The 15,137-nt window shown below is 35.4% G+C and carries 14 protein-coding genes; 6 read left to right on the forward strand and 8 right to left on the reverse strand.

What is annotated here, in order from left to right:
• Nucleotides 1–408: 408 nt before the first annotated feature.
• The gene (locus tag HN014_RS13470) at nucleotides 409–1,629 is read right to left on the reverse strand and encodes an MFS transporter (protein WP_176029376.1); all 1,221 of its coding nucleotides are present in this window, start codon (nucleotides 1,627–1,629) and stop codon (nucleotides 409–411) included.
• A 343-nt stretch (nucleotides 1,630–1,972) separates the two neighbouring features.
• Between HN014_RS13470 and HN014_RS13475 the strand changes: the two genes are divergently transcribed.
• A complete protein-coding gene (locus tag HN014_RS13475) occupies nucleotides 1,973–2,584 on the forward strand; it encodes a DUF1684 domain-containing protein (RefSeq protein WP_254884006.1) in 612 nt (203 codons plus the stop codon).
• On the opposite strand, the gene crcB is transcribed toward HN014_RS13475, so the two are convergent.
• Nucleotides 2,581–2,955 carry a fluoride efflux transporter CrcB gene (gene crcB / locus HN014_RS13480; protein ID WP_176029377.1) on the reverse strand — a complete coding sequence of 125 codons (375 nt, stop codon included), beginning with the start codon at nucleotides 2,953–2,955 and terminating at the stop codon, nucleotides 2,581–2,583. The two genes, HN014_RS13475 and crcB, sit on opposite strands and share 4 nt — an antisense overlap.
• Before the next feature lie 391 nt (nucleotides 2,956–3,346).
• Nucleotides 3,347–4,381 (reverse strand): GyrI-like domain-containing protein, encoded by a 1,035-nt coding sequence (locus tag HN014_RS13485; protein WP_176029378.1) that lies wholly within the window; start codon nucleotides 4,379–4,381, stop codon nucleotides 3,347–3,349.
• 101 nt (nucleotides 4,382–4,482) lie between these two features.
• Here HN014_RS13485 and HN014_RS13490 point away from each other — a divergent pair, with 101 nt between their 5' ends.
• Nucleotides 4,483–6,543, forward strand: a complete 2,061-nt coding sequence (locus tag HN014_RS13490) for a dihydrofolate reductase (RefSeq protein ID WP_176029379.1) — start codon at nucleotides 4,483–4,485, stop codon at nucleotides 6,541–6,543.
• A 115-nt stretch (nucleotides 6,544–6,658) separates the two neighbouring features.
• Here the strand turns inward: HN014_RS13490 and HN014_RS13495 are convergent, their stop codons facing one another.
• From HN014_RS13495 to HN014_RS13505, 3 genes are read right to left on the reverse strand one after another with little or no spacing between them, the layout of a single operon-like run.
• Complete coding sequence (locus HN014_RS13495) at nucleotides 6,659–7,288, reverse strand: response regulator transcription factor (protein WP_176029380.1); 630 nt, start codon at nucleotides 7,286–7,288, stop codon at nucleotides 6,659–6,661.
• On the reverse strand, nucleotides 7,285–9,171 hold the full coding sequence (locus HN014_RS13500; protein ID WP_176029381.1) for a sensor histidine kinase: 1,887 nt from the start codon (nucleotides 9,169–9,171) through the stop codon (nucleotides 7,285–7,287). The genes HN014_RS13495 and HN014_RS13500 overlap by 4 nt, the downstream gene beginning before the upstream one ends.
• A gap of 16 nt (nucleotides 9,172–9,187) precedes the next feature.
• Nucleotides 9,188–9,913 carry a hypothetical protein gene (locus tag HN014_RS13505; protein ID WP_176029382.1) on the reverse strand — a complete coding sequence of 242 codons (726 nt, stop codon included), beginning with the start codon at nucleotides 9,911–9,913 and terminating at the stop codon, nucleotides 9,188–9,190.
• Nucleotides 9,914–10,276: 363 nt separating this feature from the next.
• Here HN014_RS13505 and HN014_RS13510 point away from each other — a divergent pair, with 363 nt between their 5' ends.
• Nucleotides 10,277–10,663, forward strand: a complete 387-nt coding sequence (locus HN014_RS13510; RefSeq protein WP_176029383.1) for a nucleoside triphosphate pyrophosphohydrolase family protein — start codon at nucleotides 10,277–10,279, stop codon at nucleotides 10,661–10,663.
• Nucleotides 10,664–10,814: 151 nt separating this feature from the next.
• Here the strand turns inward: HN014_RS13510 and HN014_RS13515 are convergent, their stop codons facing one another.
• Entirely contained in the window at nucleotides 10,815–11,882 is a 1,068-nt protein-coding gene (locus HN014_RS13515) for a branched-chain amino acid aminotransferase (protein ID WP_176029384.1), read from the reverse strand.
• 177 nt (nucleotides 11,883–12,059) lie between these two features.
• Between HN014_RS13515 and HN014_RS13520 the strand changes: the two genes are divergently transcribed.
• The 3 genes from HN014_RS13520 to HN014_RS13530 all read left to right on the forward strand — a co-directional run bounded on the left by HN014_RS13520 (nucleotide 12,060) and on the right by HN014_RS13530 (nucleotide 14,275).
• Entirely contained in the window at nucleotides 12,060–12,563 is a 504-nt protein-coding gene (locus HN014_RS13520) for a DUF4920 domain-containing protein (RefSeq protein WP_176029385.1), read from the forward strand.
• Nucleotides 12,563–13,246, forward strand: a complete 684-nt coding sequence (gene mnmD / locus HN014_RS13525; protein WP_176029386.1) for a tRNA (5-methylaminomethyl-2-thiouridine)(34)-methyltransferase MnmD — start codon at nucleotides 12,563–12,565, stop codon at nucleotides 13,244–13,246. The genes HN014_RS13520 and mnmD overlap by 1 nt, the downstream gene beginning before the upstream one ends.
• Nucleotides 13,247–13,354: 108 nt before the next feature.
• Nucleotides 13,355–14,275: a TIGR01777 family oxidoreductase gene (locus HN014_RS13530; protein ID WP_176029387.1), complete on the forward strand. Its 921-nt coding sequence runs from the start codon at nucleotides 13,355–13,357 to the stop codon at nucleotides 14,273–14,275.
• A gap of 60 nt (nucleotides 14,276–14,335) precedes the next feature.
• Here HN014_RS13530 and HN014_RS13535 read toward each other — a convergent pair whose 3' ends face one another.
• A complete protein-coding gene (locus HN014_RS13535) occupies nucleotides 14,336–15,007 on the reverse strand; it encodes a YceI family protein (RefSeq protein ID WP_176029388.1) in 672 nt (223 codons plus the stop codon).
• Nucleotides 15,008–15,137 lie beyond the last annotated feature (130 nt).

A 15,137-nucleotide genomic window follows, 5' to 3' on the forward strand; every position in this document is an offset into this window, starting at 1 on the left:
TGAGGACATTAGAAGTGAAGTGCAACGCTATGGCATTTGGTCTAAAGAGAGTACGTTATTTATCCCAAAAAACCCAATCCATTTTTAGATTGGGTTTTTTAGTCATTTTTATAAGGTTTACAAGTGATTTTTAGCACTTAAACGATATAAAATAGCATTTTATCGACATTTTGTTAATAACTTATGTGGAATGCTTACAAAAATGAGAAAGCTTTGTTGTATATTTGTTTCATAGTCAACGTATAGCAAGATTAACATTGATACAGACGTATTTCATGAATCTTATGAATGTTAATTTTGGAATACAAAAAAGGGCTGAATAGCGTGTGAGGACATTAGAAGTGACATGCTGTGCTATGGCATAGAACCTAAAGAGAGTACGAAATTTGACCCCTAAGAAAAGCATTCCTAAGCCCTAGGAATGCTTTTTTCATTATGTTCTCTTTTACGTACAATTACTAATAGTACTGAACCTATTAAAGCAAGTACTCCCATAAATATCCAACCATTATCATATCCATATGATTCTATAAGCTGCATACCCGTATTATGTCCAAAGATATGTGCTAAAGAAAAAGACATACTATAGAGCCCCATATAAGCCCCCTGACGTCCTTTTTTAGAACGCTTTAGAGCAAAGGCATTCCCAAAAGGAAATGCAATCATTTCCCCCAAAGTCGCAATAACCATTCCTATGATAAGTATGCCAAACCATGGAGATACTAATAGTAGAATAAAGCTAATTCCTGTAAGAATAAAACCATTCATTACGCTTTGTACCTGTGTGAATTTTGTTTTCTCCAGGTAAGCAATTAGTGGCATCTCACACACAAAAATTAAAGCACCATTTAATGCGAGAATAAGCCCGATTGTCTTTTCTGATAGTAAGTGTACTTCTTTGTAATACAGAGGAATTGTCGAGAAATACTGGACAAAAATAAATCCAAACAATGCCAGTGCGATAAGGAAAATGATATAAGTAGTATCCTTATAAGGAGAGATAGGGTTCTCAATTACCTTTTCTTTATCTAATACTTTTGCAACCTTGGGGTGCAATGTTTTAATCATAATTAATCCCGCGATGATACAGGTAATCCCATCAACCCAGAAAAGCCCCTGATATCCGATAGTCGCAATAATAATTCCTCCCAGAGCCGGACCCATTGCGAATCCCAGATTTATGGCGAGACGGATAAAGGTTAAAGATCGGGTTTTGTTTTCAGGTTTACTATATGCACTTAAGGCAACAAAAAATGCCGGACGAGCAGTATCAGCAATCGCTATAAGTATAAAAAAGCTGATACAGATACTCCAAAAAGAAGTAAAGTACTGAATGATAATAAATGAAATTCCCGTCAGGAATAAAGATGTAAGGATAATTTTGTAATACCCGATTAAGTCACTTAGTTTTCCTCCTAACCAAGCTCCAAATAGAGATCCTAAACCGTAACTAGTCATGATCCACCCTACCTGTTCCAGGGAAAAACAAAGGCTGTCCGTAAGATATAATGATAAAAACGGAATCACCATAGCCCCGGTTCTGTTGATTAATGTAATCAATGCCAGCCACCATACTTCTTTTGATAGCCCGGAAAAAGAATCCATGTAGTTTTGTAGTAATTTTTTCAACACAAACGATTTTAGTCAATGAAGTTTTGAGATAAAAGACTACTTACATCGTTTATTAATAAGATGAATAAGGTAAAGGGGAGACTTATGGTTTTTTAGCTTTTCAAAGAATAAACAAAAGATGGTAAGAATTGCTTTTAGTACGTATAGAATGATAGAACGATAAAGTCAAAAACAATAATTCGAACATCCTATACTTTTTGCTAAAACATCACCTTGATTTTATTAATTGAACTAATTTATCCTGCAAAACTAGCATTAAAAAAATTAAAAAAACGCTAATTTTAGATAAAATTAACGTTCGCTTTTGGGAAACGTTTGTATTTTTGCAAAAAAAATAGAGGTGTACAGAATTTTTTACGGGCTTATTATTCTCTTTTTTAATGGAATAGCACAGCAATCAACTGTGGTTGAGGATGTGCTGAAATTTCAGTCAGCGTTGAATGAAAAATTTGCGTCAGAAGAAATGTCACCGTTGCCATCTGAAGATTTTGAAAATTTTAAGAATCTGGATTTTTTCAAAATTGATCCTTCCTTTTCTGTACAAGCCACATTTGTCCGAACTCCCTATGAAACTCCCTTTGTAATGAAGACCACCACCAATAGGGAACCGATTTATGTAAAATATGGAGAAGTGCATTTTCAATTAGAAGATAAAGAATACATATTAAATGTATATCAGAATCAAATGCTGGTTACTCAGGAAGCATATAAAGATTATTTATTTCTTCCATATACGGATATGACCAATGGAAAAACTACCTATGAAGGCGGACGTTTTATCGATTTGAAAATTCCAGAAGGAAATGAACTGATATTGGATTTTAATAAATCGTATAATCCGTATTGTTGTTATAACGATAGGTATTCCTGTCCTGTTCCTCCCGTAGAAAACCATCTGGAGATAGAGATTCCAGTAGGAGTTAAGAAATATCTTCGCTCAGAAGAGCACTAAAAGAATTTGGCGATCAATATACCAGCAAATACTGCAGCCATTCCCAGGATGACAGATCCGAACGTATAGAGTGCGAAAGATGTAATATCCCCATTTTTTAAAAATACCTGATTCTCATAGGCAAAAGAAGAAAAAGTAGTAAAACCACCACAAAAACCAGTAGCCAATAGTAAAGCGATGCTTTGAGAAGCAACAGGGTTGTTTTTTAATAAATACCCTAGAATACATCCGATAAAAAAACAGCCTAAAACATTTGCTGTCCATGTTCCATAGGGAATTGGTGATGAAGATGTATTTAGAAGTTTCCCTAATAAATATCGGGCAATACTACCACTTCCTCCTCCAATAAATACCAATAGTAATTGTTTCATGTTTTTCGCTTTTATATGTACTGCTTACTCAATAATCAAGATGTAAATATTGTAAGGATTGCCCTCATAATTACTATAACTATGTATGTCAGCATCGAAGCAGTTTTCTAAAAAAAAACTATGCTGATCTGGTGTAAATTTACGACAATACTAACTATAATTATCGTTAGTTGGTAGGAGGCTATTAAAAAAATAAAGAGAGAGTATCTGAAAAGTGTAGTTCAGAAAGAATAACGTTTGTATAGAGAAAAGCAAAACTCCATGTTACTAACCAAAAGTAACACGGAGTCTGTATGGTATCGCATTCCTGATGAATACCAGGAAGCAGTTGAATATTGTTGATATACTAATTCCGGAAAACTCCGAAATACGATCATCTTACGGATCGATTTTACTTAACCGGGATATAGATCTCGGTAACCCATGCAGCAGGGTTTGGATTTAGATCCGGGTTAATTCGGTATACCTCAAAAGCAGGAGACTCTTCATTCATCTCGAGATTGTTTTCTGCCATGTAGGTAAGACCGGCTTCCCAGGCTTCTTTTAGGTTTTTATAATCTCCTGTCAAGGTTATTTTTGTTACCTTTTGCTGAGGTAAAGAATTGCATAGTACTGTACTTTCATTAGGAACAACTACCTGATCTCTTGTTGGTATTCCAACAGAAAATATAGCTGTTCCTTGTTCTTTATTATACTCATTGTAGAGGGTAAATGGCATTCCGGTTTGTGGAATTTCATTTTCTCGAATATAGGTTTTTACCGCTTGTGATAACTCCTGTATTTTAGGGACAATTCCGGTAATAGAAGAAGCTGTAGCACTATACATATAATACCCACCATTATGCTCTGTAACTCCATCTACATTAATGGTATATACATCCATTTGCTTTTGCATATAGGCCTCTAATTTTTCTAGCCCCCTTTTATACATAGGACGAATATTGGCAGATAGGGTACTATCCTGAGTTACCCAAAAAGCTTTTTCCATAAAGGATTGTTCTCCTTTAATACCCCATGATACCTTAGTTTTTTTAGGAGCAATTTTTTCGAATTTCCAATAAACATCACTTCCGGATTCTCCAAAAGGAGTAATAAAGGTTATTTTTTGATCGATACTGGAGAAAGGAGCTATCTTTACAGTTTTCATACTTCCGTCTCCCTGAGTTTCACTTTTCCAGCTATATGAAGCATTCTCTCCACTAGTTTGATTGGGGTAGCTCATGATCAGATCATCAGACATGTCCATCCAGGGTCCCCATTTTTCCCAGGTCTTATATTCATTAACCGTATTGAAGATTAATTCATCAGGAGCATCTATTATTCTACTTTCTTCTATTTGATATTCCCCGTCAATAGTAGCGATATATACAGAACCTCCTATAACTATAAGAAGTAGAAGAAAGAATAGATATTTAATAATTTTCATTTAGAGTTAGTTAAGTTAAAATTAATTACAGAGCTAATATAATCAATTTTGACATCCTATTAATTTGTTACATTTGCCAAAAATATAAAACAAACTAATATATGAAGCTTACCAAGATCTTATTTTCCGTAGCTATCGGTAGCGCGCTGATAGCTTGTAAGAATGATCCTAATACTAAAGCAACAGAGGCTGTCGCTGAACCAGAAGTAAAAAAAGAAGAAGTAGTTGAAGATAAATTTAACTACGTTGTAGAACAGGTTGCAGACCTGAAAATATTGAGATATCAAATTCCGGGATGGGATAAATTATCTCTTAAAGAGCAAAAATTAGTATACTATCTAACTCAGGCTGGTCTAAGCGGTAGAGATATTATGTGGGATCAGAATTATAGATATAATCTTTCTATTCGCAAGGCATTGGAAAATATCTATACAACTTATGCAGGAGATAAAAGTACTGAAGAGTGGAGTGCTTTTGAAACCTACCTGAAACGCGTTTGGTTTTCTAATGGAATCCATCATCATTATAGCAATGATAAGATAAAGCCAGAATTTACAAAAGAATACCTAACTGGATTATTGACAGAGACAAAGACGACCTTGGTAAAAGAGGCAGTTGATGTTATTTTTAACGATGCAGATAATAAAAAGGTAAATCAGGCAAAAGATGTAGATAATGTAGCGATTTCCGCGGTTAATTTTTATGGTCCGGGAGTAACTAATGATGATGTAGTTTCATTTTATAAGAAAATGAAATCTCCTAATCCAGATAAGCCATTGTCTTATGGGTTAAACTCAAAATTAGTGAAGGAAAACGGAACACTAAAAGAATTAGTGTATAAATCAGGAGGATTATATGGAACTGCAATAGATAAAATTATCTTCTGGTTAGAAAAAGCACAAGGAGTTGCAGAAAACAAAGCACAGGGGGATGCTCTGGGCTTGTTAATCAAGTATTATCAAACAGGAGATCTGCAAACATGGGATGATTATAATGTAGCTTGGACTGCGGCAACAGAAGGAAATATTGATTATATAAATAGTTTTATAGAGGTGTATAATGATCCATTAGGATATAGAGGTTCTTACGAGAGTATTATTCAGATCAAAGATTTTGATATGTCTGAGAAAATGGCAGTTTTATCAGATAATGCACAGTGGTTTGAAGATAATTCTCCTTTGATGGATGCGCATAAAAAAGAAAAAGTAGTAGGAGTATCTTATAAGGTAGTAGCGGTAGCAGGAGAAGCAGGAGATGCATCTCCAAGTACTCCAATAGGAGTAAACCTACCGAATGCGAACTGGATTAGAGCGGCTGTAGGATCTAAGTCTGTATCGTTAGGGAATATCATCCATGCTTATAATAATGCAGGAGGATCCGGAAGGTTAAAAGAGTTTGTTCATGACGAAGAAGAATACAAATTAGAAGAGGAGTATGGACAATTGGCAGATAAGTTGCATACGGCACTACATGAAGTAATAGGACATGCGTCAGGGAAACTAAACCCGGGAGTAGGAGAGACTAAAGAAACATTAAAGAATTATGCATCTACAATGGAAGAAGGTAGAGCAGATTTAGTAGGATTATACTATTTGATGGACCCAAAATTACAGGAATTAGGTCTGGTTACTGATTGGGAAAAAGTAGGAAAAGCAGCATATGATGGATATATCCGTAATGGGTTAATGACACAATTAATTCGATTGAATCTTGGGGATGATGTGGAAGAAGCACATATGCGAAACAGGCAGTGGGTAAGTGCCTGGGCATTCGAACAAGGCAAAAAAGAAGGGGTTATCGAAAAAGTAACCAAAGATGGGAAGACATATTTCGATATCAAAGATTATCAAAAACTTCGCGAGATATTCGGAAGATTACTAAGAGAGACACAGCGAATCAAATCCGAAGGAGATTTCAAAGCAGCTCAGGAGTTAGTAGAAGGATATGGAGTAAAAGTTGATCAGAAAATTCATGCCGAGGTGTTAAAACGCAATGAGCAATTCACTTCTGCACCGTATAGTGGATTTGTAAACCCGGTATTGGTTCCTGAAAAGGATGAAAATGGAGAAATCGTAAAGATTAATGTGACACAACCTAAGGATTTTGTGACACAAATGCTGGAATATAGTAAACAATATAACTTCTTACCAGAAGTGAACTAATTATAGTATTACTTATTTTTTTAAAGCATCCCTGGTATAGCCGGGGATGTTTTTTTTATATCAGGAGGTAATGAGTATTTTGACTTGGATAATAGCCTGCTTAGAGGAGGGTGGATTACTCAAAGTCGTATTTTTTCTCGATCGCATACCTGAGTAATTCCCCCTTGCCTTTCAGACCCAATTTCCGGATGATATTTTTGCGATGCGTTTCAATTGTAGAAACGGAATTAAATCGAATCGCTGCAATCTCTGAAGAAGATTTCCCTTGCCCTATCAGTGTTAGAATTTGACGCTCACTTTTAGAAAGTAATTGTTTTTTAGTTTTATGACCTGTTGTTGGCAGAATAGAAGAGATGTCAATAGCTTCATCATAATAGGTGTTTCCTTTGACAACCTCTTGTATGGCGATTAATACTTCTTCCAAAGGGGAGTTTTTTAGGAGGTAGCCAGAAGCACCAGCCTCAAACATTTGTCGTATGGCTTCTTCCTGATCAAACATAGAAAAAGCAATAACCTTTATATGAGGGTATTCTTTTTTGATGATAGAAGTAGCAGCAATACCATCAATTTTTGGCATTCGAATATCGGTCAGGACAACCATAGGTTGTTTCCTTCTGATAATGTCTAATAATGCTTCTCCGTCATTAGCCATACCGATTACGCTAATCTCCTCTTCATATTTCAATAGAAGAGTAACGCCGTCGATAAGTGATTGGTGATCTTCTGCAATGGCAACTGTAATCATATGGGAATGTTTATAATAATATTAGTTCCTTTATGGGGGGTGCTATCTATTTCGAAAGTACCTTCCAGATACTCGACGCGTTTTTCTATATTTTTTAACCCCATTCCATCCTTGTTAGGAAGTATAGTGGCATCAAAACCTTTGCCATTATCTTCTACAATAATATTGAGTAATGCATCGTGATTCGTTAGAGAAATGTCTACCTCTGTAGCATCAGCATGCTTTATTGTGTTGGTAATCAATTCCTGAATGATTCTGAAAATAGAAATTTCCAACGTGTTATCTAGTCGTTCTTCTAAATTATAATCTTGTACTGTAATCTGAAGTTTATTAGCAGCTGAGATTTTTTTTGCCAGCTGTTTTATAGCGGGGAGTAACCCTTGATTAGCCATGACTCCGCTGTTTTTTTCATGAGCAATTGTTCGTACTTGTTGATAAGCTTCCTCTAAAAGGAGGTTTGTTTGTGTAAAGAGGGCTTCTTTATCTTTTATTTTTGGGTTTTGTATGTTCTTGTGTAAGTGCTGAAAATGAAGTTTTGCAGAAGCTAGAGTGCTCCCCAGATCATCATGTAGATCATTTGCGATACGTTGGCGTTCTTTTTCCTGTCCGAGGATCATAGCATCTATAGTTTGTAGCTCTTGTTCTTTCAGTATTTTATCAATTCGCTGGACTTCAATTTCTCGTTCTTGAGCTGCGATTTTTTGTTTCCGAAGCATGTTTTTATATAACAGAAAAATAATACAGAGTCCTAGTGATAGAAGTATTCCCGAAAGGAGTAATAAGTTTTTTTTGTCCTTTTTTAGCTGTAGGTTTTCGTGTTCTTTTTCTTTGGTTTTGTAGAATGTCTGAATGTCATTAATGGCAATTTTATGTTTGGTAAGATCCAGGCTGTCCTGAATTCTTTTTTCTATTTCCTGAGCTTGGTATGCTTGCTTGTAATTGTGTAGCTGAAGGTGTGCGCTTTTTAGGTATTGAAATACACTTAATCGCTCTTGTAAGTTTTGATAAGGGAGTTTTTTTGCTCGGAGGCTATCTAACTTTGCGATCGTCTGTTTGTATTCTTTGTTTTCAAATAGTAAAATCGCCCGGTTAATTTCTAAACCGTATGATTTGATATTACAACTGAGGTTGGAACAATGAGCATATGAGTTACTGGCGAGCGTATAATAGTGGGTTGTACTGTCTTTGTTTTGATGAAATATCATATAATAACTCCCGGTAAGTTGCAAAGCTTCTCCGATCAGGATAGGATTAGCTGTTCTTTTGGCAAGGTGAATAAGGGTGCTGAATTTGGTAGAAGGAGCACTTTTCCCCGTAGCATAGTTTTGTTGCATTTTTAGCCCCAGAGAATAATAATTGTATTTGTACTGTTCATAGGGATCATATAAGTAATGCTTGTACCTTGTAAGTGCCTCTTCTAAAGAAGAAATGTTTTTTTGAGTCTTAAAAAAATAATTACAAATCCGTCGGATTGCCTCAGCAGCTAAGATCTCTTTGTCATGTGCTTTTGCCATATGAAAAGCCGTTTCATATTGCTTGATAATGCTGGCATCAGAGAATTTTTCAGTACCCGATAGATAATCTCCATATGCAATGTGAAATAAAATTTGTTGATTCTGATCAGTAGGAGAAATAGATCGGAATTGATCAAAAGTAGTAGATTGAATTTTTTGAAAAGTTACAAATTGCAATTCGCAGTCAACAAAAGATTGCATGAAAGGGGAAGTAATGCGTTGCGATTGCTCTTCTACATTTTCAATGTTATTATTTTTTAAGTGGAAGAGTATTTTTTTAAGAAGGTTAATTTCATCATTATTCTGGGAGTACGATGTGGAAATCCCAACGCATAAGAGTATAATAATGAAATTAACCTTAGTCTTCATTTAGTATATAGTGTACTTACATCATAAGTTTTACGGAACAGATTACTCCATTACAGCATCGCTTATCTAGTTTGGTTATAAAATCTTTATCAATATACGAACTGTTTATTTTATCAGACAGCCCATCCAATGTTCTTTTTAATGCATTAGCAGAAAGCTTGATATCGATATGCTCTCCTTTTTTTACGGTTTGATTGTCAATATCCAGGGATACAGATCTGCTGGCATTAGGAGCATTTGTGGGGGTGTTTAGATCAATATCGGCAAGAAGAAAATAATCATATCCTTTATTTTCTGGTGCAGGAACAAGCTTGGAAATGGAACTAATAGTGAAATAAGTAGCTGGATCTTCAAAAATAGAACGTACAGCTAAGTGAAGCTTGGTAATTTTGAAATGTTCCGTCCCTTCAGGGGTTCCGTCAATAGTACAGACCAACATAAAAGGTAGTTTTTCCGGGTCAGAGCTCAGATGTACAATTTGTGGTTTTTTGTGGGTTAAGTCCAGGTTAAAAACAATTTTGTCCTGTGTGACACTGTCTCTTTTTCTACTGATAGATAAATCACTGGCTAATCGACGAAAATTCGTTTGGAAACTAGTGTTTTCCTGACAATTCGCAAGCGCTTCTTTCAGGGCGAGAAGTTTTTTGTCTTTATTGTCATTGTCTTCGTTTTGAAAGATATTGCATCCGGTAACGGATAAAAAGGAAACAATACATACATAAAGTAAAAATTTTGATTTCATAGTATTGGAATTTAATGTGTTGTAAAAGGATAAAAATCCTTAAAATTTTGCACATATTCCATACCCAGTGATGGGGATTCTATAAAATAATAGGATAAACAGTACTAATGATCAGGGGATTTCAGCTAGTTTATGGATGTAGATACGTCTTTAAACCAAAGAGAAGTATGATAAAAACGATAAATCCAGCCAAAATAAATAAGGTACCCTTATAGTATTTTTTGTGTAGTTGAATATCTTTTCTATAACTGAAAATCATAAGCAAGATAAATGCAATGACAAAAAATCCGGCAAATACTAATTGACCTGTACTAAACATATTTTGCTAATTTTACCGCAAATATAACTCATAAAAAGATACGGATGAAGGATAAAATAAAGGCAGTTCAGGATTTTCATACAGCATTTAAGATCGGATATAAGAATGAACCCATGGCAGATTTGGGGTCTGCAAAAAACAAATTGCGTTTTGATTTGATGAGAGAAGAGAATGAAGAATATCTCGAAGCAGCAGAAGATGGAGATCTGGTAGAGGTTGCAGATGCGTTGGGTGATATGTTATATATCTTGTGCGGGACGATTATAGAACATGGTTTACAACATAAGATCGAAGAAGTATTTGATGAAATTCAACGCAGTAATATGAGTAAGTTAGGAGAAGATGGAGAACCAATATATCGGGAAGACGGTAAGGTATTAAAAGGCCCTAATTATTTCAAACCTGATATCAAAGCTATTTTAGATAAATAATTACGTTGATAAAAAATAGCATTATACACGAAATGGTATTGTACTCTTGGGAGAGAAGAGAACCTCGAAGCATATAAGTTTCGATAACCAAGAATTATAAAACCCCTCCTAGGAGGGGTTTTATAATTACAGTAATAACAAAAGTTATTGTTTATATTTTATGTCTCCAGTTGAATGGATCTTCTGCTTTATTGTATTGAATATTCATCAAAGCTGTTTTAAACAAGGAAGCAAAGGAGTTCTCTTGTTTTTCGAGTTCATAGTGGTTTCCTTGGTATCCAAAAGCTTTGACAGGGCTGATAACAGCGGCTGTTCCAGCACCAAAAATTTCTTTGAGACTTCCATCCTTGGCAGCTGCCACAATTTCGCTAACTTTTACAGGTCTGACATCTACAGAAATCCCTTCTTTCTTAGCAATATCGATTAAACTTTTTCGTGTAATTCCATCCAATATTCGATCACTAGTTGGAGCTGTAAGCAGGGTGTCGTTTACTCTAAAAAAAACATTCATAGTTCCCGCTTCTTCCATATACTCATGCGTGTCAGCATCAGTCCAGATAACCTGCTGATACCCTTCTTTTTTTGCTAAATTCGTAGGGTAAAACTGAGCTGCATAATTCCCGGCAGCTTTAGCATATCCAATTCCTCCGTTAGCGGAACGGCTAAATTTTTCAGCCACCAATACACTGACATCTCCACTATAATATGCCTGAGCAGGAGAGCAGATAATCATGAACTTGTATTCATTTGCTTCAGAAGCAGAAACACCTGCCTGCGTAGCAATTACAAAAGGTCTGATGTATAATGAATTTCCAAAACCAGGTTTGATCCATTCATTATCTAATTTGAGTAACTCCGTTAATCCGTCAAAGAAATAATTCTCAGGGAATTCGGGCATTGCCAGACGTGCGGCAGATTTGTTTATTCTTTTGAAATTTTCATCTGGTCGGAATAAAAAGGTATCTCCATTGTCATCTTTATAAGCTTTCATTCCTTCGAAAACGGCTTGCCCGTAATGAAAAACACGAGCAGAAGGATCAAGAGTGAGCGGCGCATATGGAGTGATCTTTGGAGTTTGCCATTTTCCGTCAATAAAATCACAGACAAACATATGATCTGTAAAAATATTACCGAAAGTTAGGTTTTCAAAGTCTACTTGTCCGATTTTAGACTCATTTGCTTTGGTGATTTCAATTGCTTGTTGAGTTGAACTCTTCATCCGATTAACTATTTTTTAGGTTGTGAAAAGTGTAATAAACTCAATAAATGTTTATTACGATTTAATGATTAAAAAAGAAATAGCCAATTTTAATCTGACACAAAAATACCTTTTTCTACGTAATTAATAATTTTTTGAATTGCTTAATTTTACCAAATACGACAATAGACAAAAAATATGAGAAAATTTATAGTATTGGTATTCGGAGTAGTGACATTATATGCTTGTAAAAACACGAATACAAAAGGAAAAAACTTAATAGAAAACTTACCCCTGGAGCAATATCAGGCATATGGACAAAAAATAGAAAAAGGAACTGTTTTTTCACCGGATGAATTGGCTGCCCAATATCATGAGATGAAAGAGGGAGATACTATTGCTATGATGTATAAAAGTACGGTTAATAGTGTGTGTAAAGTCAAAGGTTGCTGGATGAGAGTTGCTATTGATGATAAAGAAGAGAACATGGTAAAGTTTAAAGACTATGGTTTTTTTGTTCCTATGGATATCGAAAACAAAGAAGTAATCGTAAAAGGAAAAGCGTTTGTAACAGAGGTATCTGTAGAAGAACAACGCCATCTGGCAAGTGATGCAGGTAAAAGTGAAGATGAAATAGCAAAAATAACAACTCCTAAAAAGACATATTCTTTTGTAGCTGATGGAGTTTTGATAAAGAGTTAATGGAGCATAAAACTAAAAGAGAAATTATCATTACGGGAGATGGTTCAGTAACGATTCATCTTCCCGAAATTAATGAACAGTATCATTCCAAACACGGAGCTATCAATGAAGCAAAACACGTATTTATTAAAAGTGGGCTTCAGTATATATGGGAAAAAGAAAAAAAGGAGGAAACAGCCATTCTGGAAATAGGTTTTGGAACAGGGCTTAACGCATTTATTACGTTTTTAGAAAGTAAAAAAAGCGGGAAAGCAATCCAGTATGTTGGAATTGAGGCGTATCCTGTACTAATGGATGAAATTGAGAAACTAAATTATGCTCAACAATTAGAAGCCCTTCATGAACAGGCTACTTTTATGAGCCTTCATGAATGTGAGTGGGAAAAAGAAAAAAAAGTATCAGATACTTTTTCTTTGACTAAAAAACAAATGTTGTTTGGCGATATAAAAGATGTAGCGTCGTATGATTTGATTTATTTTGATGCCTTTGGAGCGAGAGTACAACCAGAGTTGTGGACAGTTCAGATTTTCGAAATAATGTTTGCAGCCTTACGGGATGGAGGTGTTTTGGTCACCTATGCAGCCAAAGGAAGTGTAAGAAGAGCAATGGAAGAAGTAGGTTTTTCGGTAGAAAGACTGCCAGGACCTCCTGGTAAGAGAGAAATGTTACGGGCTGTAAAATAATATTTTTTACAGATAGCTTGTCTTCAGAAGAATTGTGTTAAACCTATAATAAAGAGGCAGCTTTTCATAAAAGGAAGTAGTATTTTTACTCAACTTTAACTTAACTTAATGAGGATTCTAATTACTGGAGCTACGGGGTTGGTCGGTCAGGAAATTGTGAGGTTATGCCATGATTCAGGGATGGATGTGAATTATCTTACCACGAGTAAAAATAAAATAAAGACTGGAAAAGAAAATTATCAGGGGTTTTATTGGAATCCCGATACTAAAGAAATTGATTCGTCCTGTTTTGAAGGAGTGACGACGATTATCCATTTGGCAGGAGCAACTATAGGAAAGCGCTGGACTACTTCTTATAAAAAGCGAATCGAATCCAGTAGAGTAGAAACGACAAATTTATTAATAAGCACATTGCAGCAACAAAAGCATCAGGTAAGACAAGTGATTGCTGCCAGTGCCATAGGGATTTATCCAAGTTCATCCCAAAACTACTATACGGAAGAAAGTACGGAGAGAGATTCAACTTTTCTTTCAGATGTAGTACAAAAATGGGAAAAAGCAGTAGAAGGCTTCAAAACATTGGGGGTGAGATTAGGCATTTTGAGGATCGGTTTGGTGTTATCTCACGAAGGAGGCGCTTTACCTCAAATGGCAAAACCAATAGAAAAAGGAGTAGGAGCCGTAATAGGGAAAGGAACACAATGGCAGAGTTGGATTCATTTAAAAGACGTAGCCAGAATGTTTCTGTTTGTTCACGAAAAGAAATTAGAAGGAGTCTATAATGCAGTAGCCTCTAATCCGATATCTAATAAAAAACTCACCTATGCAATAGCGAGTCAGCTGGGTAAAAAAATACTGTTACCGAATGTTCCTGAGTTTGTACTACGGCTTTTACTGGGAGAGATGTACGTATTACTGGTAAGTAGTCAGCGGGTTTCTAATGCCAAAATAGAAAAGAACGGATTTCAGTTTTATTACGAAAATATTTATCAGGCGCTTGAAGAAATTGATGCGCATAAAAAAAACTGACACCAGATCAGAACAGATGTCAGTTTTTTAATGCTTTTGTAAAGCATCGTCCTATTCGGATTATGCTTTTTTGGCTTTTAAGCTTACTTTGATCTCAATATCGTCGTTAATAAACTTATCTCCTAAGTTTTCGAATACAGATTTAGATCCGTAGTTTACTCCCCATTCTGTACGGTTAATTGTGAATACGTCACTAGTAATAGTAGTTTCAGAATCATTAGAAGAGATAGTTGCCGGGAAAGAGATATTTTTCTTGATACCTTTTAATGTTAGGTTTCCTTCGATCACAGTTTTTCCATCTTTTTCATTTACAGCAGTAATTTCGAAAGCACCATCTTTAAACTTGGCTACATTAAAGAAGTGATCTTCTTTACCTTCACCTTCACCTTTTAAGTGTGCTTCAAGACCTGCTTTTTCGTCACCTTCTAAGTCAGTAACAGTAATTGTAGTCATGTCTATAGCGAATGATCCTCCAAGTACTTTGTTCTCCTGAACTTTTAATGTACCATTCGATAGCGCGATAGTTCCCATATGTTTACCTGTAGGCTTAGATCCTGTCCATTCGATAGTACTAGCTGTAGGGTCTACAGTATACGTAACTGCCACAGCAGGAGCTTCTTTTACTTCTTCAGCCTCCTTAGCAGTAGTTTCATTTTTTTTCTCTCCTTTACAAGAAAAAGCAAGGATTGAAAGTGCCGTGACTGCAGCAAGTTGCATTAATTTAAATTTCATAATAAAGAATTAAAGGTTTAAAATTTGGTCAAAAATATTTCTTTCTGATGTCTTCTGTCTTAAATATATATTAAAATATTATTGTGACATTATGACATTTATTGAAAAATGGCAGTACTTTTGCACCTGC

Origin of the sequence: Aquimarina sp. TRL1 (assembly GCF_013365535.1) — a bacterium.
Classification (GTDB): Bacteria; Bacteroidota; Bacteroidia; order Flavobacteriales; family Flavobacteriaceae; genus Aquimarina; species Aquimarina hainanensis.